The sequence below is a fragment of the Acidovorax sp. LjRoot194 genome (assembly GCF_964253015.1).
Classification (GTDB): domain Bacteria; phylum Pseudomonadota; class Gammaproteobacteria; order Burkholderiales; family Burkholderiaceae_C; genus Acidovorax.
In genome coordinates this window covers 3,107,829-3,128,439 of record NZ_CAXUQB020000001.1, presented here as the reverse complement: position 1 = coordinate 3,128,439, position 20,611 = coordinate 3,107,829, and the positions used below count along the sequence as shown (strand labels likewise).

Here is a 20,611-nt window from a genome sequence, read left to right as displayed (position 1 = left end):
CGGGCCTGTCGGGTTGCGTTGACAGCCTTTCGCAAAAAAATGCAACCGCTCCGCCCCTGTTCTTTACATTCCAATTTGCTATTGAATTTGTAGCTGCTTGTCATTGGTGGACAAGCGCTACAGTATCAAAATACCATGCTAAATTTACATGGTTTTACATCTTGGTCAGGCCGAGGCCGTCTGAATTTCTTCGATCGACGAAGAAATTTCGAGCCACCGTTCTTCCAGTTGCGCTGTCTCGTCGTGTCCCGCTTTCAGGCGTTTGCCGCAGTCGGCAATGTCGGATGGCGGCAGCGCCTCCGTCAGCTTTCGCTCTAGGTCCGCCCGTTCAGCCGACAGTGCCGCCAGGCGCTTGTCGATGGCTTCCAATTCCTTCTTGAGCGGTTTGGTTTTTTCAGATTGCTGTAGGCGAGCCTGCGCATCGAGCTTGCGCTGCTCCCGACCGTCCCGGGCAGGGGGTTGAGCGGCCGCAGGGGCCGCATTGGGGGTTGTCGCAGGAGAAACTGGGGGGGGCGCAGCCGATGGCGCTGCAGCCACTGGCGCGGCGTCGGCACGGGCTGTTGACGTCTGCGCCTGATCGGCCTGGCGTGCTTCCTCGCGCAGGCGCCGGGATTCGTCGAGCAGATAGCGCTGGTAGGCATCCAGGTCCCCGTCAAACGGTCCCACGACGCCACGGCCCACCATCCAGAAGTCTTCGCAGACCGAGCGCAGCAGCGCGCGGTCATGGCTGACCAGCATGACGGTGCCGTCGAAGTCGTTGAGCGCCATCGCCAGGGCTTCACGGGTTGCCAGGTCTAGGTGGTTGGTAGGCTCGTCCAGCAGCAGCAGGTTGGGACGCTGCCAGACGATCATCGCCAGCACCAGGCGGGCCTTTTCGCCGCCGCTCATCGTGCCCACGGCCTGCTTGACCATGTCGCCCGTGAAGTTGAACGTGCCCAGGTAGCTGCGCAGGTCTTGCTCGCGGCTCGGTTGCTTGATATCCGGGCCCAGCTCCTTGGCCAGGCGAATCATGTGCTCCAGCGGGTTCTCCGCGGGGCGTAACACATCAAGCTCTTGCTGCGCAAAGTAGCCGATGTTCAGTCCCTTGCCTTCGGTCACGCTGCCGCCCAGCGCCTTCATGGTGCGGGCGATGGTCTTGACCAGGGTCGACTTGCCCTGGCCGTTGGCGCCTAGAATGCCGATGCGCTGGCCCGCCAGCACCGATCGGTTGACGTTCGACAAAATGGTGGTCGGGACGCCGTCCTCGTCCACATAGCCGAACGAGGCGTCGCTGATGGCCAGCATCGGGTTGGGCAGGTTCGCCGGTTCCTTGAATTCGAAGGTGAAGTCGGCCTCAGCCAGCACGGGCGCAATCTTCTCCATGCGGTCCAGCTGCTTGACGCGGCTTTGCGCCTGCTTGGCCTTGCTGGCCTTGGCCTTGAAGCGGTCGATGAACTTCTGCAAGTGGGCCATCTTCTCCTGCTGCTTGGAGAAGCTGGCTTGTTGCAACTCGAGCTGCTGCGCGCGCAACTCTTCGAACTTGCTGTAGTTGCCGCCGTAGCGGTTCAACTGGCCTGTCTGGATCTGCAGGGTGACATTGGTGATGGCGTCCAGGAACTCCCGGTCATGGCTGATCACGATCATGGTGCCGGCGTAGCGTTTGAGCCAGGCTTCCAGCCAGACCAGGGCGTCCAAGTCCAAGTGGTTGGTGGGCTCGTCGAGCAGCAGCAGGTCGCTCGGACACATCAGCGCGCGCGCCAGCTGCAGGCGCATGCGCCAGCCGCCCGAGAAGCTGTCGACCGGGTTCTCGAGCTCGCTGACGCGGAAACCCAGGCCCAGAATCAAAGCCTGCGCTCGCGCAACCGCGTCGTGTGCGCCGGCATCGTGCAGGTCCGAATACGCATGGGCGATGGCCATGCCATCGTCACTGGCCTCGGCGTCAAGCAACTGCTGCTGCACCTCGGCCAGGCGGGTGTCGCCCTCCAGCACAAAATCCGTCGCCGACTGATCGGTCTCGGGCATGTTCTGCGCCACCTCGGCCATCCGCCAGCTGGTGGGGATGTGGAAGTCGCCGCCGTCTTCATGCAGTTTGCCGCTGAGCAGCGCAAACAGACTGGATTTGCCCGCGCCGTTGCGGCCCACCAAACCGACGTTTTCACCGGGGTTGATGGTGGCAGACACACTGTCGAGCACGACTTTGGCGCCGCGTCGCAGGGTAACGTTTTTAAGGGTAATCATTGAGGATGTACTGAAAACCACGCCCAACCAGCGTGCCTCCCGAGCACCCGCAGTTGAGGGTTGTTCAAAAATTGATCGGCATCAGCTTCTTTGGTGAGTACCACTTGAGCGCCGGTCGCTTTGAAATCAAAGCGCGCTGCATCAATGGTCACGAACACCGTGTCCGAAAGCTGTGAACGGGTACTTACGCGGTATGTGCTCGGAGGCTCGACCTCCCCAGGAGCGAAAAAAAGATGCTGGTAACGATTGACGACAGGGATATCTGCTTGCGGGAGGTGCATTTCTGCCCACAGTGAAAACTGCGGATAGTAGAAAACACCGTTCACCACCGGGACACCCGCTGAAGCCAGCGACATGGCGGCGCGCATGCCGTTATCTATGCCGACCGTTAACACACGCTTCCATGAAGCGGAGGTTCCTGGCTCCGAAATCTGCAAGAAAGGACGTACCGCTGGATGCAATTGTATTTGACCCGGGCCTCGAGCGATCGGATTGAAGCTTACGGCTGCAATCAGGTACAGCAGCAGGTGGAGCGACAAGGCGGCCCACATTTGGCCCAGAGATAGCCAGTAAGCTATCAAAAAGCCTGCAACGGCCATCGTTGTCAAGAACACTGGACTGAGCGAGGGATACAGAACGTCAGGCAGCGCCAGCAATGCGACCGTGATCAGGCATGCACTGCCTGCGGCGGTCGCCAGCGACGAGAGGTGGATTGACCGGTATTGATGGTTGCGGGCAGGTGTCCCACTGGGTACCAGTGCGAGCAATACCGTGCAGCCCAGTGCCAACGCCAGATCTACTCTATGGGATGGCACGATATGCCAGAGCAACGCTTTGGATAGCCAGAGCGGTACGCCAAAAACGATAAAAACCAAAGTCCAGGCGGTGAACACGCTCCACGCGCAAGCCATCCATCGGTGTTGACCTGTGGGGCCCGTAATCAGTCGCCAAGCTAGGAGCGCCAAAGGAATGGGTAGAAGAAAGTAGGCTCCAAACTCGCTCGCATTGGTTTCGCTTGCCCCTAGATGCGTCAGTGTGTCCAGATTGGAGTATCCGCGCGTCAGCCAATACAGAGGGAACTCACCACCTTGCAGAGCTGCCCGCCCGCCCGGATAGACCGTGCCTTGCATGATGGCTATGGCATCTCTGGCATCGAACCACCACACCCCGAGCAGTGCAGCAGCGATGGCTACCGACAGCAAAAGTGCTGGTAGAAAGATTCGCTGGGGTTTTGGTCGCTGGTCTGCGCACCAGGCGAGCAGCAAGAGGCAGCACAGCAGAGCCAGTGGAATTTGCCAAGGCGGATACAGAACCAATGCAAATCCCGCGGCGAACAAACCCAATAGCACTGACAGCAGCCAAATGCGCATTGCTTGGACGGCCTGCACCATCGACATGATGGCCCACAGTGCGCCCACAGCGAAAAAAACTGTGTACAAGGGCCAGTAGGACCATCCCGTCGCATATGGTGCCAAGCAGAACAGAAGGGACAGCACCAAATTTCTGGATGAACGTGTAGGGGCCAGTTGGTTCAGAAACCCCCACAACGCCAGCAAACAGGCAAACAAGGGGAAAAACCAATACCAAGCCAGCGCGTTGGGGAGCGGTAGCACGAAGAAGCCCCAGGTAGCCGGCCGTGCAAGAGCAGATACATGAAGTACCGGCACCCCAGTCATCCCGATGATCATCATGTTTTGGCCATCGTTACCCAGATGGTGATTGATCATCGGGAAAGGGGGCTGATGGTGCGCCTGGGCCAGAGCGCTGGGAGTGATCACCAGCCACTCATCCGACCGGATGGCACGTGGGGACAGCGCTACAGCCCGCATACCGCTTTCAGGTGCCAAAAAGGCATGCGATCCAGCCTTGTCGGGATCGCCAACCAGCAATTGCAAAGACACGCCAGTCCATCCCGACGCCACCAGCATCGCGAAGGCTCCCAAGATCAGCAGTGCAATCAGGCGGGTATTCTTTGCAAGTGCCGCATCGAGTTGCCGCACCAAAACGGACGCTCTCGAAATGCGGCTGCACACAAACAGCACGACCAAAAATGCTGTCAGCAATGCAGCGAGCCACCAATGCCGAGCGGGAATGGCAAGTGTTGAAAATGCTCGTGCTTGATCCGACGCCGGGGCCAGGTCTTGCTCGATATGGCTCCACTTGGCGGTGACGGAGACTGGATGTTGCCCCCAGCTCAGATCCCTCGGTGTTTGTACGTCGAGAACGAACCCAGCCATTGCGGGCGACACGCCCGGAAAACTGGCGTTGACGTCATCGCGCGCAACCTGATGCTTGGCGATGATCGAAACCTCGCGCCCGTCGATGCGTACGACGAAGGAGGAGGGTGGCTCAGCATTTGATGCATTGAAGCTCCAGCCCTGAATCTGAACTTTCCGTTGGTCGCGGTCATAGATCACGGAGTCCACGGATCCGCGAGCGACAGGCTCCGACAATCTGGCGCCGCGCGGCAGCTCCTGTGCCTGCAGCGCGGGCAGTACAACGAGTGCAAGGAGGGCAAACATGGCGATCGCCCATGGCGTGCCCACTGACCGGATCAGTCCACAGAGCCACTGACGCGCGCAAGTGACTGCGGTACAAGCAAGCACGACGCCCGGCGACGTCTGGCCAGGGCCAGCTACCGTGGATAACACGGGCCAAGTGCTGTGGGCCACGGATCAGAGCTGCAAGAGGCTGGTTCTTTGAATCAGCAGTACTTGATCTTCGCCCGCACTGGTGTCAATCCAGTATGCGGGCAACGTGGGAAACGCCGCTTCGAAGTTCGCGCGCTCATTGCCGATCTCCAGAACGATCACAGCGTCTTCGCTCATGCAGGCGGGTGCTGCGGCAAACAGCTGGCGTATGAAGTCCATGCCGTCAGTGCCGCCCGCCAGCGCCAGTTCGGGTTCTGCGCGGTATTCCGCGGGCAGTGCGGCCATGCTGGCTGCGTTCACATATGGTGGGTTGCAAAGAATCAGGTCCCATGGGCCGGGCAGGGCGGCCAGGCCGTCCGACAGCTGCAGGGTGATGCGGTCTTGCAGGCCATGCTTGTCGACATTGATGCGCGCGACGGCCAGGGCATCGGACGAGATGTCCGCACCCGTCACCACCACTTCGGGCCACGCCATAGCGGCCAGCACGGCCAGGCTGCCGTTGCCGGTGCACAAGTCGAGCACCCTGCGGGTGTTCTCGCTCAAGAATTCGTCCACGCTGCCATCGACCAGCAGCTCGGCAATGAAGCTGCGCGGCACGATGGCGCGTTCGTCCACATAGAAGGGTATGCCTTGCAGCCAAGCCTCTTGCGTGAGGTAGGCGGCAGGCTTGCGTGTGGCGATGCGGTCGCTGAGCAGTGACTCCACTTCGGCGCGCTGCTCCCCGGTGATAGGCATGTTTTCGACGCTGTCGAGGTCATCGATGGGCAGGCCCAGCTGCCAGAGCACCAGCCAGGCGGCCTCGTCGAAGGCGTTGGTGGTGCCGTGACCGAAGGCAACCCCCGCTGCATCCAGGCGTGCGGCGACGGAGTCGATGAGCTCTTGCACGGTCGTCATGCTGCGGACCTCACCGCTGCATCCAGATTTTCCAGCGTGCGGCGGTAGATGTTCTTGAGCGGCTCGATGTCGGCCACGACGATGTGTTCGTCGATCTTGTGAATGGTGGCGTTGGGCGGCCCCATCTCGATCACCTGGGGGCACACCTGCGCAATGAATCGGCCGTCGCTGGTGCCGCCGGTGGTGGACAGCTCGGTGGTCAGGCCGGTTTCGGCGGTGATGGCCTGCTGCACCGCGCTGACCAGTTCGCCCGGCGTGGTGAGGAAGGGCTGGCCGCCCAGGGTCCAGCGCAGGTCGTACTCCAGGCCGTGGCGGTCCAGCAGGGCATGTACGCGCTGCTTGAGGCCTTCGGCCGTGGACTCGGTGGAGAAGCGGAAGTTGAAGTCGATCACCACGTCGCCCGGAATCACGTTGGTGGCACCGGTGCCGCCGTGCATGTTGCTGATCTGCCAACTGGTGGGCGGGAAGAACGCATTGCCCTGGTCCCATTCGGTCGCGGCCAACTCTGCCAATGCCGGCAGCGCCTGGTGGATGGGGTTGCGCGCCAGCTGTGGGTACGCGATGTGGCCCTGGATGCCGCGCACGGTGAGTTTGCCGCTCAAGGTGCCGCGGCGGCCGTTCTTGATCATGTCGCCCATGCGCTCGACCGAGGTGGGTTCGCCCACGATGCAGTAGTGCAGCGCTTCGCCGCGCGCGGTGAGCTGCTCGATCACTACCTTGGTGCCGTCCACCGACGGACCTTCTTCGTCGCTGGTCAGGAGAAACGCCAGCTGGATCTGCGGCTCTGGCGTGGTGGCCAGAAACTCCTCGACCGCGACCACAAAGGCCGCAATCGAGGTCTTCATGTCGCTGGCGCCGCGGCCATAGAGCTTGCCGTCCCGGTGCGTGGGCACGAACGGGTCGCTGCTCCACTGGGCCAGCGGCCCGGTGGGTACCACGTCCGTGTGGCCAGCGAATACTATGGTTTTGATAGCTGCTTGCGCACGTCCATCCAGCGGTACAGGCCTTTTTGCCCACAAATTGCTGACGCGGAAATCTGCCGGGCCGCTGTCGATGCGTTCGCACACGAACCCCAGGGGTGCCAGGCGGGTCGCGAGCAGTTCAAGGCACCCGGCGTCTTCGGGGGTGATGGAGGGCAGGGCAATGAGCTGTTCAGCGAGGTGCAGTGTGCGGGACATCGGGGGCGGGAGTGGTGTCGTTCAAGCGGTGGGTTTGACGTCCAGCACGATCTCGGTGAAAGAGGGCTGGTCGTCCGGCGCGTCACGCGCTTCTTTCTGGGCTTTGGCGGCGTTGGCGGCCAGCGAAAAGTCGTTTTGCAGGCGCCACATCAGGTTGGTGGGCGAGTCTGCGTAGGCAATGCCTTCCTTGCGGTCGATCTTGGCGTCCATGATGAGCTGGGCCAAGGCTTCTTCAAAGGTCTGCGAGCCTTCGGCCATGGACTTTTCCATGGCTTCCTTCACGCCCGAGAAATCACCCTTTTCCACCAACTCGGAGACGAGCTTGGAGTTGAGCATGACCTCCACCGCCGGCACGCGGCCGCCGTCGGTCTTGCGCACCAGGCGCTGCGAGACGATGGCCTTGAGCGCCGACGCCAGGTCGCCCAGCATCGTGGGGCGCACTTCGACGGGGTAGAACGACAGGATGCGGTTGAGCGCGTGGTAGCTGTTGTTGCCGTGCAGGGTGGCCAGGCATAAGTGGCCTGATTGCGCGTACGCAATAGCGGCCGACATGGTCTCGCGGTCGCGGATTTCGCCGATCAGGATCACGTCAGGCGCCTGGCGCAGCGCGTTCTTCAGCGCGGTCTGCAGGGACTGCGTGTCGCTGCCGATCTCGCGCTGGTTGACGATGGATTTCTTGTTTTTGAACTGGTATTCGACCGGGTCCTCGATGGTGAGGATGTGGCCGGTGAGCGCTTCGTTGCGGGTGTCGATCATCGACGCCAGTGTCGTGCTCTTGCCCGAGCCCGTGGCACCCACCACCAGCACCAGGCCGCGCTTTTCCATGATCAGGTCGCGCAGCACGGGCGGCAGGCCCAGCGAGTCGAATTCAGGGATGTGCTGCGAGATGAAGCGGATCACCACCGCGTAGCTGCCGCGCTGGCGCATGGCGCTGACGCGGAACCGGCCCACACCGCTGAGCGGCACGCCCATGTTGAGCTCGCCGGTTTCTTCCAGCTCTTCGATGCGGTCCGGGGGGACCACTTCGGACAGCAAGTTGCGCGGCGCGTCGGCGGGCAGGATCTGGTTGTTGATCGGCACGCACTCGCCGTTGATCTTGATCAGCGCCGGCGCGTTGGCCGACAGGTAGACGTCGGACGCCTTTTTCTCGGCCATCAGGCGGAGAATCCGTTCCATCGTGCTCATGGTGTGTCCCTCGGGTTGTCGTCTTTATCGTCTGTGGCGCTGATCGTGCCGCACGGCGGGTGCTGCGGTCAATAACTCGCTGCCCGGTCAGTCGCGCAGCAGGTCGTTGATGCTGGTCTTGGAGCGGGTTTGCGCATCCACCTGCTTGACGATGATGGCGGCGTACATGCTGTACGGCGTGCCATTGGCGGCGGTCTTGGGCAGGTTGCCGCTCACCACCACCGAGCCGGTGGGCACGCGGCCGTAGCTGATCTCGCCCGTGGCGCGGTTGAAGATGGGGGTGCTCTGGCCCAGGTACACGCCCATGCCCAGCACCGAGTGCTCTTCGACCACCACGCCTTCGACGACTTCAGAGCGCGCGCCGATGAAGCAGTTGTCTTCAATGATGGTGGGGCCGGCCTGCAGGGGCTCCAGCACGCCGCCGATGCCCACGCCGCCCGACAGGTGGACGTTGGCACCGATCTGCGCGCACGAGCCCACGGTGGCCCAGGTGTCGACCATGGTGCCTTCGCCCACGTAGGCGCCGATGTTCACGTACGACGGCATCAGGATCGCGCCCTTGGCGATGAAGCTGCCGCGGCGGGCCACGGCAGGCGGCACCACGCGCACGCCGGTGGCCTTCATTTCATCGGCAGTCAGGTGGGCGAACTTGGTTTGCACCTTGTCGTAGAAGCCCAGGTCGCCGGCCTTCACGAGCTCGTTGTCCTTCAGGCGGAACGACAGCAGCACGGCCTTCTTGATCCACTGGTGCACGGTCCACTGGCCCACGCCTTCGCGGGTGGCGACGCGCAGCGTGCCGTTGTTCAGCTCGGCGATCACGTGCTCGACAGCGTCCTGGATTTCCTTGGGGGCGGCGGCAGGCGAGAGGCTGGCACGGTTGTCCCAGGCGTTGTCGATGAGGGTTTGCAGTTGTTGTGTCATGGTGTCGTCGGTCTATTGATCTATTGGTCTATTTGATCTGTCGGTAAGTCGGTCGTCTGTGGATCGGAGATTGGATCAGGCAGTACGGGATTGGATGAATTGCACGATGCGCAGCGCGGCTTCCACGCATTCTTCGGTTTCGGCCACCAGGGCCATGCGCACGCGCTGGGCGCCGGGGTTGCTGCCCTGGGCCTCGCGGGCCAGGTAGCTGCCGGGCAGCACCGTGACATTGTATTGAGCCAAAAGGGCCCGCGCGAACTCGGCGTCCGTCATGCCCAGCGCGTCGGGCACCTTGGCCCACAGGTAGAAACCTGCGTCGGGCAGCGCCACATCCATCACGCCGGCCAGCAGCGGGGTGACCTGGGCGAACTTCTTGCGGTAGCGCGCGCGGTTTTCCACCACGTGCTGCTCGTCACCCCAGGCCGCGATGCTGGCCGCCTGCACGATGGGACTCATGGCACTGCCGTGGTAGGTGCGGTACAGCAAGAAGGCCTTGATCAGGGCAGCGTCGCCCGCCACGAAGCCGCTGCGCATGCCCGGCACGTTGCTGCGCTTGGACAGGCTTGTGAATGAGATCAGGTTCTTGAAATCGCGCCGGCCCAGCCGCTCTGCGGCCTGCAGGCCACCGAGCGGAGGCTCGTCGCGGAAGTAGATTTCGCTGTAGCACTCGTCCGAGGCGATGATGAACCCGTAGCGGTCGCTCAGTTCAAACAGTTTTTGCCATTCATTGAGTGGCATCACCGCGCCGGTGGGGTTGCCGGGCGAGCACACAAACAGCAGTTGCGTTTGCTGCCACACCGCCTCGGGCACGGTATCCCAGTTGACCGCGAAATTGCGCGCCGGGTCGCTCGCTGCGTAGTACGGCTGGGCGCCCGCCAGCAAGGCTGCGCCTTCGTAGATTTGATAGAACGGATTGGGGCAGACCACCAGCGGCTGGCCTTTGGATGGGTCGATGACCGTCTGCGCAAACGCGAACAGCGCCTCGCGCGAGCCGTTGACCGGCAGCACCTGGGTGGCAGGGTCGAGCTTGAGCGCGTAGCGCTGCTCCAGCCAGCCGGTGAAGGCTTCGCGCAGCTTCAGGTCTCCTGCTGTCGCGGGGTAACTGGCCAGGCCACTGAGGTTGGTACTGAGTGCGTCCTTGATGAACTGCGGTGTAGGATGGCGCGGCTCCCCCATGCCCAGGCTGATCGGGCTGTAGTGGGTGGGAAGCGTCACCCCGGCAAAGAGCTGCCGCAGCCGCTCGAACGGGTAAGGCTGGAGGTGGGAAAGCAGGGGGTTCATGGGGCGCCATTATGGGCGATGGGTGGGGCCCGGCTTCCGAGCGCCGGGGCGCGGCATCAGTGCAAACCCGTGGGCGCCGCGCTGTGTCAATTCACCGTAAGTGCGTCCCCCTAGGATTCCGGCCATTTGCTAGAACTACAAGAGGAGACACGATGCCAGGATTCCTGCCGTTGCGCCCGGGCCTTTGGTGGATGCGCAGGTGGCGCCTGCCCGGCAAGCTGTTGACGCTGGGTGTGCTGGTGGCCGTAGCACTGGCCTTGGCTGCCACTGCCGCCGCATGGTGGCTGCTGGCACTGGCCGTGGTGGTGGTGCTGTATGCACTGCTGACGCTCTACGCCAGCCTGTCGGCAGACCTGGCGACGCTGGCCGAGGCCATCGAGCGCACGCGCGGCGGCGACCTGTGCGCACGCTCTGGCACCAGCATTGGCCGCGACGAGGCCGCCGAGATGGCGCAGTCGCTCGACCGCATGGTGATCACGCTGTCGTCGATGGTGGCCGACATCCGCAGCAACGCGGCGCTGGTGGCCCATGCAGGGCAAAGCCTGGCCGAGGGCAACCGGTCGCTGGCCGACCGCACCGAGCAGCAGGCCGCCAACCTGGAGCAGACCGCGGCCAGCGTGGAGCAGCTGTCGTCCGCCGTGCAGAACAACGCCCAGACAGCCCAGAGCGCCGACGCGCGCGCCGCCCAGGTGCGCCAGGCTGCCGACCAGGGCGCGCAGGCGATGGACCGAGCCGTGCACTCGGTGGAGGCGATCCAGCAGGGCGCGCGCCGCATGACCGAGATCATCGGCGTCATCGACAGCATTGCGTTCCAGACCAACATCCTGGCCCTGAACGCCGCGGTCGAAGCCGCACGCGCGGGCGAGCAGGGCCGGGGCTTTGCGGTGGTGGCGGCCGAGGTGCGCACCCTGGCCAAGCGCTCGGGCGACGCCGCCCGCGAGATCCGCGAGTTGATCGGGGCATCGGTGAGCCAGGTGGAAACCAGCGCGGGCCTCATCCGGTCTGCCGGCGAGGGTATTGCCGACATGGCCAGCGGGATCCGCAGCGTGGCGGCCAGCATGAGCGAGATATCAGGCTCCAGCACCGAGCAGAGCACCGGCCTGCGCGAAGTCAGCGCCGCCGTGCAGCAGCTGGACCAGATCACCCAGCACAACGCCCAGATGGTGGGCCATGCGGTGCAGCAGGCCGAGGCGTTGCAAAGCCGCGCCTCCACGCTGTCGCGCGCGGTGTCTGCCTTCCGTCTGCAGCAAGGCACGGCGGAAGAGGCCGTGGCGTTGGTGAAGAGGGCGGTGGCCTTACACAAGAGCACCTCGCACGACCAGTTTCTGCGCAGCATCACCGACAAGGGCCAGCCCTACCATGACCGCGACATGTACGTGTTTGCTCTGGACACCGGGGGCACATACCGTGCCTTTGGCGGCAACCCGGCCAAGGTGGGCACGCGGGTGCAGGACATTCCGGGCATTGCAGGCGACCAACTGGTGAGCGACATCGTCGCGCAGGCCGACCAGGCGCCAGGCTGGGTGGAGTACGACATCGTCAACCCGGCCTCAGGCGCGGTGCAGACCAAGATGTCGTACGTGAGCCGCGTGGGCGACCTGTACCTGGGCTGCGGTGTGTACAAGACGCTGGCAGCGCGCTGAGCCTTTCGGCTAAGGGGCCCGCGCTTCGACGGCCGCCTGTCGGTGCAGCGGATGCTGGATTTTGGGCTCTTGGGCTCTCGGCCTTGCGCTTGGCTGCTAGCCCGGTCCCTGAGCGCGGCGCTGGCGGGCGCGCTCCATGGCAGCAGCAATGGCGGCTTGGCGCGCGGCCTGGGCTTTGCCCGCGTCACCCGGTGCTGGTGCAGAGTCTTCAGGGCCAGCACCTGTGCCAGCGCCCGTGCCAGAGGCATGACCGAAAGATGGTCCCGCCGTCATGGCACCACCAGATTCCTCGTCATCCGTCACAGCCTCCAGCGGCAACCGCTCCCGGTGTGCCGCGTAGCGCTGCTGGGCCTGCCGTGCCAAAGGCTGGGACCAGGCCGCCCAGCCCGTGGCGGTGCCGGTCACGTTCTCCAGCTGGATGCAGTCCACCGGGCAGACCGGAATGCACAACTCGCACCCGGTGCAATACGGCTCGATCACCGTGTGCATCACCTTGTTGGACCCGACGATCGCATCGGTAGGGCAGGCCTTGATGCACAGGGTGCAGCCTATGCACCAGGCCTCGTCGATGAACGCCACGGCGCGCGGCGCCTCCTGGCCGTGCTCGGCACTCAGGGGCGCAATGGCCTGGCCCGTGATTGCCGCCAGCCGGGCAATGCCTTCGGCGCCACCCGGTGGGCATTGGTTGATGGCGGCCGCGCCTGCTGCGATGGCTTGCGCGTACGAGGCGCAGTCCGGGTAGCCGCAGCGCGTGCACTGCGTCTGCGGCAGGGCAGCGTCGATCCGCGCCGCGAGCGCGGCAACGGCGGCGGGCGGCGGGGGTGTGGTCGTCAGTGCGGCGATCAAGCCTTGCGCGCCGCACGGGGGCGGGTGCGCGGCGTGGGAGCGGCTGTGACAGAGGCCTTGGCCAGTGCGGGCGTATCGGCAGTGGGTGCCGCTGCTGCGGGGCTGGCGGCACCGGTCGCCTTGGTACGACCGGCTGCTGGCGGTGTCACCCACCGGGTCGCGACAGCGGGCGCTGACGATGTCTCCGGTGCAGCTGTCGCCGTGCCGGCAACCTTGGTAACTTTGGCAACCTTAGCAGCGACGGCTTTGGCCGCTGGCTTGGGCGCGGCCTTGGCTGCTGGTTTGGCCGCAAGTTGTTTGGCTGCCGGCTTGGCTGCTGCTTTCGCTGCAGTTTTTACTGTCGCCTTGGCCGTTGTTTTCACTGTGGCTTTGGCCGCGGCCTTGGACTCCGCCGCTTTGGGTGCTGCAGGCTTGGCAGCAGCAATCGTCTTCGGGGCCGGCGTGGCGTGGCGGGGCGGGTTGTCGTCCGGCGTCTCGATCACGCGCGCGACAGCTTTCTTCTGGGGCTTTTCGTACTCGTGGATGAAGGTGCGCACCTGCGGGTACACCACTTCGCGCCAGCGGCGGCCGCTGAAAATACCGTAGTGGCCGGCGCCCTTGGCTTCCAGGTGGCGCTCCTTGTGCACGATGCCGCTGCACAGGCCGTGCGCGGCTTCGGTCTGGCCGGAGCCCGAGATGTCATCGAGCTCACCCTCGACCGTGAACAGCGCCGTGGTCTTGATGTCTTCCGGGCGCACGCGCTCGATCTTGCCGTCGGGCGAGCGCACATCCCACGTGCCGTGGACCAGCTTGTATTCCTGGAACACCGTCTCGATGGTTTCCAGATAGTAGTCCGCGTCCATGTCCAGCACGGCGTTGTATTCGTCGTAGAACTTGCGGTGGGCTTCCGCGCTCGCGTCGTCGCCCTTGATCAAGTCCTTGAAGTAGTCGTAGTGGCTGGTGGCATGCCGGTCGGGGTTCATTGCCACGAAGCCGGTGTACTGCAGGAAGCCGGGGTACACGCGGCGGCCGGCGCCGGGGAAGTTGTCCGGCACGCGGTAGATCACGTTGTTCTCGAACCATTCGTAGCTGCGGTTCGTGGCCAGATTGTTCACCGCCGTGGGCGACTTGCGCGCGTCGATGGGGCCGCCCATCATGGTCATGGTCAGCGGCGTGGTCTCGCCCCGGCTGGCCATCAGGGACACGGCGGCCAGCACCGGCACCGTGGGCTGGCAGACGCTGATCACGTGGCAGTTGCCGTAGATGCCTTGCAGGTGGCGGATGAAGTCCTGCACGTAGTTCACATAGTCGTCCAGGTGGAACTCACCGTCGGCCAGGGGCACCAGGCGGGCGTTCTTCCAGTCGGTGATGTAGACCTTGTGGTCCTTGAGCATGGTGCGCACGGTATCGCGCAGCAGCGTGGCGTAGTGGCCCGACAGGGGCGCCACGATCAGCACCACAGGCTGGGCCTTGAGCTTGACCAGGGTCGCGGGGTCGTCCGAGAAGCGCTTGAAGCGGCGCAACTCGCAAAACGGCTTGTCCACCTCGATGCGTTCATGCACCGCCACGCCGACGCCATCCACATCCACCGAAGGAATGTCGAACGATGGCTTTTCGTAGTCCTTGCCCAGGCGGTACAGCAGGTCGTAGCCCGCGGACATGCGCTGCGCGACGGGGCTCTGGCTGAAGGGCGACAGGGGATTGCTGTAGAGCTTGGCAGCTGCTTGAGCGAAATCAGTGAAGGGCTCCATCAGAGAGCGCTGTGTCTCGTAGATGTGGTACAGCATGGGCGAAACTCCGTTATGTTGCAGTGCAATATAGCAGCACTTGGTAACAAGCGCATGGAGGATAACCACCAGTTTCAAGTCACCTATGCGACAGGGCTGGTGTGGGCTTTCAAGGGTGCTGATCCTGCACCTTCAATCATCTGGTTGCTATCGTAGTTATAGCTGTTGGCGCTTTGTGGTTCTTCGCTGCACGCAGTTTTACTCTGTTCAGTGTGCTTTCGGCTCGCCATGCTCCTGTAGCCAAGATTCAAAAGATTCCCTTGCCGAGTTGCGCAATGCCGGACGAAATGCTGTTTTGTTACTCAGGTACAAGCAGTGCCGGATCACCGTGTACGGGTTAAAGCTCGCTTTAGGGTTGTGCTCTTCAAAATGCTGCTTGTAGCGCTTGACCACCCCCACGGTCTCCCGCATCAACGCATTGAAGCGTGCGCGCGTCATGCTGGGCGACCACACCTGGATGTCGTCCACAAAGCTATCGACTTTGGACGGTTCGAACTCGAATTCCTTGAAAAAATGGGTCGCGATCTTCAAGAAGGTGAAGGCGTTGAGTTCGCTGCTCCCCGCAGCCACCTTGGCAGGTGCGCGCGCGCCGTCCACGTCGCCGTCTGCTTCAGCGTCGGGCAGGGGCTCTGCGGTTTCGTCCGGCGCCTGCAGCAGTTCGGCGGCGGTGGCGTCGCGAATCTGGCGAAACTCGCGGTCGGCCAGCTCGAACAGGGCCGACAGCACATTGATGCGCCGCTTGAGCTGGCCCGGGATCGATTTTTTGTACTTGATGCGGTGGTCCAGCACGCTCCAGGAGTCTTGGATGATGGTGCGCACCTGCAGCTCGAAGGGCAGATGCGCATAGGCAGCATGCTCCGGCAATGAGCGCTCCGCGGCAGAAAGGCGCAAATCCAGGTGCAGGCCCTTGTAGCCGAACGACGCCTCGGTGCTCTCCACCGCGCTGACCTTGTCGGTCACGTCGATCACCGCGAAGTGCGCACGCATGATCTGGGCGATCTTCTCCAACTCGTCCTCGTACAGGCACACCACGCGCACGCCGATCAGGTCGGTGATGTAGCTCTGGATGTCGTACGGGGTGTTGCTTTCTTCCAGCGCCGGGCGGTATTTGCGAATGAACTTGCGGATGCACTCGTCGGCATCCTTCACCCGGCCCTCGACCTTGGTGATGTCCACCCCGCCCGCCTGAGTGACGGTGGCCGCCACCAGCGCTGTCAGCGCCGCACAAGCATCCTCCAGCGCGGCGGACTGTTGCGCATAGAACGCGCGGAAGTTGGATTCCTCCAGATCGAAATCAAGCGATGGCATGCCGTGTCTCGGATGTTGTTGTTGAATGGGGAAGAGTGCAATCGCAGGCACAGGTTCCCCGCCCACAGAGCATAGCTGCCAGCGTCCTTGTTGATCGCTTCACCAAGTGTGTTCGCAAATGCAAAGGCGCCGTGCCGGACGATGGCCCATCATGGCGCGCCGGCCGACACTGTCACGGCCCGCCACAGCACTCAGTCCGCCAGAACAGCCCAGCGCTCATGGTCCCGCCAGTGTCCGTCGATTTTCAGGTAGCGCGGCGAAAACCCCTCCTGCACGAACCCGCAGGACCGTACCAGTGCGATGGAGCGCAGGTTGCCGGGCTGGATGTTGGCCTCCAGGCGGTGCAGCTTCAAGACCTCAAACGCGTGCAGCAGCACTTGCTGCAAGCCTGCGCGCATGCGCCCTTGCCGCTCATGGCCCGCGAACGCGTAGTACCCGAGATAACCACTGCAAAACGCTGACATCACGATCTGGGTGATGTTGATCACGCCGGCCATCTCTTCGGCGCCGTCAGCGGAGCGCAGGCACACCAGAAAGCTGTGGTTGCTGCGCGAGTCCATTATTGCCAGGAAGTCCGAGAACGCCTTTGCATCGCACGGTGCGGTGGTCCAGGGCGCGTGCAGCGCACGGCTTTGGCAGGCCAGCGCGATGAAGCGGGGCGCATCGGCCACCATGGGCGGGCGCACAAACACGGCGGGCTGCGCGCCTGGTGTTACGGAAAGCCCGGATTCCAGCACCTTGCATCCCGCCAAAACGCCGCGTCAGGCTACGGCCTGAGCCACTGGTTCTGCAGCAGCGTCCGGCGCGGTGTTGACATAGGACGCCATGGCCAACGCATGCACCTCTCGCGCAGGGCGGTCCTTGAGCAGGTGGTTGCTCCACACCTGGCGCCAGATGCGGGCGCCGGGCAGGCTGTGGCGCAGGCCCAGCATGTGGCGGGCGATGTGGGGCCAGGGGGTGCCGTACAGGGCGGCCTCGCGCTCCATGTACTCAACCATGGCCAGCTCCACCTCTTCGCGGGTCAGGGGGCAGGGCGTACCACCCTGACTGCCGTAGTAGAGCTGGTCCCAGCGCGCCATCCACCAGGGGTTGTGGTACGCCTCGCGGCCGATCATCACGCCGTCCAGGTGCTCCAGCTGCTGCAGCACCACATCGTCGGTCTGGATGCCGCCGTTGATGGCGATGGTGAACTGCGGAAACTCGGCCTTGAGCTGGTGCACCACCTCGTAGCGCAGGGGCGGAATGTCGCGGTTTTCCTTCGGGCTCAGGCCCTGCAACCAAGCGTTGCGTGCGTGCACGATGAACACGGTGCAGCCCGCCTCGGCCACGGTGCCGATGAAGTCGCGCACGAAGCCGTAGTCTTCTGCCTTGTCGATGCCTATGCGGTGCTTGACCGTCACCGGCACATCCACGACGTCCTTCATGGCCTTCACGCAGTCGGCCACCAGCTGTGGCGCCTTCATCAGGCTGGCGCCAAAGGCGCCGCGCTGCACCCGGTCGCTGGGGCAGCCGCAGTTCAGGTTGATCTCGTCGTAGCCCCATTCCTCGCCCAGCCGCGCGGCGTGGGCCAGTTTGTCGGGCTCGTTGCCGCCCAACTGCAGGGCCACCGGGTGCTCTTCGGTGTTGAAGCGCAGGTGGCGCTCGGTACCGCCGTGGATGATGGCGCCAGCGTTGACCATCTCGGTGTACAGCAGGGTCTGGCGCGTCAGCAGGCGGTGGAAGTACCGGCAGTGGCGGTCAGTCCAATCCATCATGGGCGCGACGGACATGCGCCAGGGGCTCAAAGCAGGGGATTCCACGGCAGTCACAAAAGGCAAGGGAGATAGAAGCAAGACAAAAGAGAGGGCTGTAGCGGCGCACACCGGCAGGGCGCGCGCAAGGCTGCAGGGGTAAGGACGGCCCGATTATCCCACCCGCTTGCCGGCCGCGCCAGCCTGTGAATATGAGAAAAATTCGGTGCTACCGCTTGCTAGGCAAGCGCCAATAGCTATCAAAACAGTAGTGCTTGGCGTATACACCGCCAGAATGACTCCAGCCCTTGTCCAGCCGCAAGGCAGGGCCAAGGCGGCATCGGCGATACTCGCGGCGCTTTTCTTCTGATGTACGACCTGTGATGTCTGCAGGACCGGTCGTGCCGCCGCGTCCTGCGGCCCTGCTTGCCGCTGTATTCCCCATGCACCACACGATTTTTGACACGCCGGTTGCCAACACCCTGCTGCGCGCCCTGTCGCGCGCCACCTTGCGCCTGACGGGTTGGCGGGTGGAGGGCGCCTTGCCCGCCCATGCTGCCAAAAGCGTGCTGATCGCCGCGCCGCACACCAGCAACTGGGACCTGCCGTACACGCTGATGCTGGCTTTTTCGCTGCGCCTGCGGGTGTACTGGATGGGCAAGCAGAGCCTGTTCAGGGCGCCGTTTGGTGGCGTGATGCGCTGGCTGGGCGGCATTCCGGTGAATCGGAATCAGGCGAACAACCTGGTGGCCAGCTCGGCCCAGGCCATGCGGGATGCCGACGGCCCCATGCAGCTCATCGTGCCGCCCGAGGGCACGCGCGGCAAGACGGGCCATTGGAAGACGGGTTTTTACTACATCGCCCAGCAGGCCGGCGTGCCCATCGTGCTGGCGTTTGTGGATTACGGCCGCAAGGTAGGCGGTCTGGGGCCGGTGTTCGAACCCACGGGCGATGTGGAGCGCGATATGGCGAGCATCAAGGCGTTTTACGCGCCCATCCAGGGCAAGAACCCGACGCAGTTCGATGCGTGATCTGCGCGGTCTGCTTGATTCGCCTGGCCTGCATAAGGGTAAAAATGGCCTCTGCCGCTTGCTAGCAAAGCGCTGATAGCTATTTTATTGATAGCAATCGGATCTGCCCCGGGGTGCGTGACGTGGATCGGTCACCCCACGCTCCGACGGTCGATCTTGCGGCTGAGCACGATGCTGGTCTGCGTCTGGTGCACCCCGTCGAGCTGGCCCAGGCGGTCGAGCAACGTGTCGAGCTGCTCGTGGCTGGTGCAGCGAAGAAACACCAGGTAGTCGAACGGCCCGCTCACGGCCGAGACTTCTTCCACCTCGGGCATGGCCTGCAGGGCGCGCAGCACGGCCGGGGCAGTCCTGGGCAAGACGCTCAGGGAGCACCACGCCCGAACGGCCAAGGCCTCCAGCTGCGGCCCCAGGCGCACGCCATAGCCAGCCACCACGCCAGATCTCTCCAGGCGGGCAATGCGCGCCACCACGGTGGTGCGCGCCAATCCTAGTTTGCGCGCGAGGTTGGCAGTGCCTTCGCGGGCATTGGCTTGCAGCAGGCTGAGCAACTGGCGGTCGGTGTCGTCCAAGGGGGTCATGCAGGCCTTCGTCTATCAATAAGTCATTGAGGCGATAGGAATCGCCGATACGACCTAAGACTAAAGGGTTTTCGACGTTTTAGGTACTACACATCGACAGTGCTCCCGCCTAGCATCAATGCACTATCCCCTTGATGGCCCCACATGCAGGCCGGGGCAATGCCACCAGGAGTACGCCATGCAATCCACATCCTTCCAATCACAGGGCCAACCGTCAGCAGGGCGCCTTGCCGTGACCATACTGGGCGCCGGTCACATCGGCTTCGCCATGGCATTGCTGCTGCAGCAGTCTGGGGACTACGACATCGAGGTTGCCGACCGGGACCCCGTACGCCTGGCCGAGGTGGCCGCCCTCGGTGTCGCTACGCGGTCGATTTCCGATGACGCCAGTCTGGAGGCCGCCATTGCAGGCCGATTCGCGGTGCTGAACGCACTGCCTTTCCACCGTGCCGTACCAGTGGCTACTTTGTGTGTGAAGGCCGGGGTGCACTACTTCGACCTGACCGAGGACGTGCAGAGCACGCAGGACATCCGCTCGCTGGCGGCTGCTGGCGCAGGCAGCGTGCTCATGCCCCAGTGTGGCCTGGCGCCGGGGTTCATCGGCATCGTGGGCAACGATCTGGCCCGCCGGTTCGACACCATGCACACCTTGCGCATGCGCGTTGGGGCGCTGCCGCGCTATCCGCAGGGCGCCCTGCGCTACAACCTGACCTGGAGCACCGAAGGCTTGATCAACGAGTACTGCAACCCCTGCGAAGCCATTGTGGACGGTGTACGCACCACCGTCCCGGCGCTGGAAGGGCTGGAGACTTTTGCGCTGGATGGCGTTGAATACGAGGCCTTCAACACCTCAGGGGGCCTGGGTACGCTGACCGAAACCCTGGCGGGCAGGGCGCGGCAGGTGGACTACCAATCCATCCGCTACCCCGGCCACTGCGCCATCCTGAAGCTGCTGCTCAACGACCTGCGCCTGCGCGAGCGGCGAGACCTGCTGAAAGACATTCTGGAGACGGCGGTGCCCACCACCGACCAAGACGTGATCGTCATCTTTGCCACGGCGGCGGGCATGCGCGGCGGGCGGCTGGTGCAGGACTCGTATTCGGCCCGCATCGTGGGCACCGAGGTGGCCGGGCACAGGCTCAGCGCCATCCAGCTCACCACCGCGGCGGGTATCTGCACGGCGCTGGACCTGGTGGCACTGGGACAGTTGCCGCAGCACGGGTTTGTGGGGCAAGAGGCGGTGCGGCTGGGGGACTTCTTGGCGAACCGGTTTGGGGTGGCGTATGCCAATGACGGGTTGTTCGCACTTCCTTCGGCAGTTTCTGTTGAATAAATGGTTGAATAACCTATTGATTTAATTGAGAGTTCGGTATATTTTCGTA

16 protein-coding genes are annotated in these 20,611 nt (G+C 63.6%); 3 read left to right on the top strand and 13 right to left on the bottom strand.

Going from position 1 to position 20,611, the window contains the following annotated elements; all coding sequences use genetic code 11:
* Positions 1 to 165: 165 nt before the first annotated feature.
* From ACSQ3N_RS14125 to dapC, 7 genes are all read right to left on the bottom strand, one after another.
* Complete coding sequence (locus ACSQ3N_RS14125) at positions 166 to 2,217, bottom strand: ABC-F family ATP-binding cassette domain-containing protein (protein WP_436146614.1); 2,052 nt, start codon at positions 2,215 to 2,217, stop codon at positions 166 to 168.
* Positions 2,214 to 4,739: a DUF7657 domain-containing protein gene (locus ACSQ3N_RS14120; protein WP_156372014.1), complete on the bottom strand. Its 2,526-nt coding sequence runs from the start codon at positions 4,737 to 4,739 to the stop codon at positions 2,214 to 2,216. Before ACSQ3N_RS14120 ends, ACSQ3N_RS14125 begins: the two co-directional genes overlap by 4 nt.
* Positions 4,740 to 4,892: 153 nt before the next feature.
* Positions 4,893 to 5,762: a 50S ribosomal protein L3 N(5)-glutamine methyltransferase gene (gene prmB, locus ACSQ3N_RS14115; protein WP_056165842.1), complete on the bottom strand. Its 870-nt coding sequence runs from the start codon at positions 5,760 to 5,762 to the stop codon at positions 4,893 to 4,895.
* Positions 5,759 to 6,940, bottom strand: coding sequence for a succinyl-diaminopimelate desuccinylase (dapE, locus tag ACSQ3N_RS14110; RefSeq protein WP_056165845.1), 1,182 nt, complete (start codon positions 6,938 to 6,940; stop codon positions 5,759 to 5,761). The genes prmB and dapE overlap by 4 nt, the downstream gene beginning before the upstream one ends.
* 21 nt (positions 6,941 to 6,961) lie before the next feature.
* Positions 6,962 to 8,125, bottom strand: a complete 1,164-nt coding sequence (locus tag ACSQ3N_RS14105; protein WP_056165847.1) for a PilT/PilU family type 4a pilus ATPase — start codon at positions 8,123 to 8,125, stop codon at positions 6,962 to 6,964.
* Between the two features lie 87 nt (positions 8,126 to 8,212).
* Complete coding sequence (gene dapD / locus ACSQ3N_RS14100) at positions 8,213 to 9,046, bottom strand: 2,3,4,5-tetrahydropyridine-2,6-dicarboxylate N-succinyltransferase (RefSeq protein ID WP_056165851.1); 834 nt, start codon at positions 9,044 to 9,046, stop codon at positions 8,213 to 8,215.
* A 75-nt stretch (positions 9,047 to 9,121) separates the two neighbouring features.
* On the bottom strand, positions 9,122 to 10,327 hold the full coding sequence (dapC, locus tag ACSQ3N_RS14095; protein ID WP_436146613.1) for a succinyldiaminopimelate transaminase: 1,206 nt from the start codon (positions 10,325 to 10,327) through the stop codon (positions 9,122 to 9,124).
* 152 nt (positions 10,328 to 10,479) lie between these two features.
* On the opposite strand from dapC, the gene ACSQ3N_RS14090 reads away from it, so the two are divergent.
* Positions 10,480 to 11,970: a methyl-accepting chemotaxis protein gene (locus ACSQ3N_RS14090; protein WP_436146612.1), complete on the top strand. Its 1,491-nt coding sequence runs from the start codon at positions 10,480 to 10,482 to the stop codon at positions 11,968 to 11,970.
* A gap of 96 nt (positions 11,971 to 12,066) precedes the next feature.
* Here ACSQ3N_RS14090 and rsxB read toward each other — a convergent pair whose 3' ends face one another.
* From rsxB to dusA, 5 genes are all read right to left on the bottom strand, one after another.
* Complete coding sequence (rsxB, locus tag ACSQ3N_RS14085) at positions 12,067 to 12,813, bottom strand: electron transport complex subunit RsxB (protein WP_436147958.1); 747 nt, start codon at positions 12,811 to 12,813, stop codon at positions 12,067 to 12,069.
* Positions 12,813 to 14,582, bottom strand: coding sequence for a polyhydroxyalkanoate depolymerase (locus tag ACSQ3N_RS14080; RefSeq protein WP_436146611.1), 1,770 nt, complete (start codon positions 14,580 to 14,582; stop codon positions 12,813 to 12,815). The genes rsxB and ACSQ3N_RS14080 overlap by 1 nt, the downstream gene beginning before the upstream one ends.
* Before the next feature lie 207 nt (positions 14,583 to 14,789).
* Complete coding sequence (locus ACSQ3N_RS14075; RefSeq protein WP_056165861.1) at positions 14,790 to 15,890, bottom strand: GTP pyrophosphokinase; 1,101 nt, start codon at positions 15,888 to 15,890, stop codon at positions 14,790 to 14,792.
* A 191-nt stretch (positions 15,891 to 16,081) separates the two neighbouring features.
* Positions 16,082 to 16,582 (bottom strand): GNAT family N-acetyltransferase, encoded by a 501-nt coding sequence (locus ACSQ3N_RS14070; protein ID WP_235507319.1) that lies wholly within the window; start codon positions 16,580 to 16,582, stop codon positions 16,082 to 16,084.
* 69 nt (positions 16,583 to 16,651) lie between these two features.
* Complete coding sequence (gene dusA / locus ACSQ3N_RS14065) at positions 16,652 to 17,689, bottom strand: tRNA dihydrouridine(20/20a) synthase DusA (RefSeq protein ID WP_436146610.1); 1,038 nt, start codon at positions 17,687 to 17,689, stop codon at positions 16,652 to 16,654.
* A 374-nt stretch (positions 17,690 to 18,063) separates the two neighbouring features.
* On the opposite strand from dusA, the gene ACSQ3N_RS14060 reads away from it, so the two are divergent.
* Positions 18,064 to 18,651: a lysophospholipid acyltransferase family protein gene (locus ACSQ3N_RS14060; RefSeq protein WP_436146609.1), complete on the top strand. Its 588-nt coding sequence runs from the start codon at positions 18,064 to 18,066 to the stop codon at positions 18,649 to 18,651.
* A 131-nt stretch (positions 18,652 to 18,782) separates the two neighbouring features.
* On the opposite strand, the gene ACSQ3N_RS14055 is transcribed toward ACSQ3N_RS14060, so the two are convergent.
* On the bottom strand, positions 18,783 to 19,229 hold the full coding sequence (locus ACSQ3N_RS14055; protein WP_436146608.1) for an Lrp/AsnC family transcriptional regulator: 447 nt from the start codon (positions 19,227 to 19,229) through the stop codon (positions 18,783 to 18,785).
* A 178-nt stretch (positions 19,230 to 19,407) separates the two neighbouring features.
* Here ACSQ3N_RS14055 and ACSQ3N_RS14050 point away from each other — a divergent pair, with 178 nt between their 5' ends.
* The gene (locus ACSQ3N_RS14050; RefSeq protein ID WP_436146607.1) at positions 19,408 to 20,562 is read left to right on the top strand and encodes a saccharopine dehydrogenase NADP-binding domain-containing protein; all 1,155 of its coding nucleotides are present in this window, start codon (positions 19,408 to 19,410) and stop codon (positions 20,560 to 20,562) included.
* Positions 20,563 to 20,611: the final 49 nt, after the last annotated feature.

What these genes read in the sequence shown, in the direction of transcription:
- ACSQ3N_RS14125 (WP_436146614.1), bottom strand. Translation starts at nt 2,217, where the DNA reads ATGATTACCCTTAAAAACGTTACCCTGCGACGCGGCGCCAAAGTCGTG.
- ACSQ3N_RS14120 (WP_156372014.1), bottom strand. Translation starts at nt 4,739, where the DNA reads ATGTTTGCCCTCCTTGCACTCGTTGTACTGCCCGCGCTGCAGGCACAG.
- prmB (WP_056165842.1), bottom strand. Translation starts at nt 5,762, where the DNA reads ATGACGACCGTGCAAGAGCTCATCGACTCCGTCGCCGCACGCCTGGAT.
- dapE (WP_056165845.1), bottom strand. Translation starts at nt 6,940, where the DNA reads ATGTCCCGCACACTGCACCTCGCTGAACAGCTCATTGCCCTGCCCTCC.
- ACSQ3N_RS14105 (WP_056165847.1), bottom strand. Translation starts at nt 8,125, where the DNA reads ATGAGCACGATGGAACGGATTCTCCGCCTGATGGCCGAGAAAAAGGCG.
- dapD (WP_056165851.1), bottom strand. Translation starts at nt 9,046, where the DNA reads ATGACACAACAACTGCAAACCCTCATCGACAACGCCTGGGACAACCGT.
- dapC (WP_436146613.1), bottom strand. Translation starts at nt 10,327, where the DNA reads ATGAACCCCCTGCTTTCCCACCTCCAGCCTTACCCGTTCGAGCGGCTG.
- ACSQ3N_RS14090 (WP_436146612.1), top strand. Translation starts at nt 10,480, where the DNA reads ATGCCAGGATTCCTGCCGTTGCGCCCGGGCCTTTGGTGGATGCGCAGG.
- ACSQ3N_RS14080 (WP_436146611.1), bottom strand. Translation starts at nt 14,582, where the DNA reads ATGCTGTACCACATCTACGAGACACAGCGCTCTCTGATGGAGCCCTTC.
- ACSQ3N_RS14075 (WP_056165861.1), bottom strand. Translation starts at nt 15,890, where the DNA reads ATGCCATCGCTTGATTTCGATCTGGAGGAATCCAACTTCCGCGCGTTC.
- ACSQ3N_RS14060 (WP_436146609.1), top strand. Translation starts at nt 18,064, where the DNA reads ATGCACCACACGATTTTTGACACGCCGGTTGCCAACACCCTGCTGCGC.
- ACSQ3N_RS14055 (WP_436146608.1), bottom strand. Translation starts at nt 19,229, where the DNA reads ATGACCCCCTTGGACGACACCGACCGCCAGTTGCTCAGCCTGCTGCAA.
- ACSQ3N_RS14050 (WP_436146607.1), top strand. Translation starts at nt 19,408, where the DNA reads ATGCAATCCACATCCTTCCAATCACAGGGCCAACCGTCAGCAGGGCGC.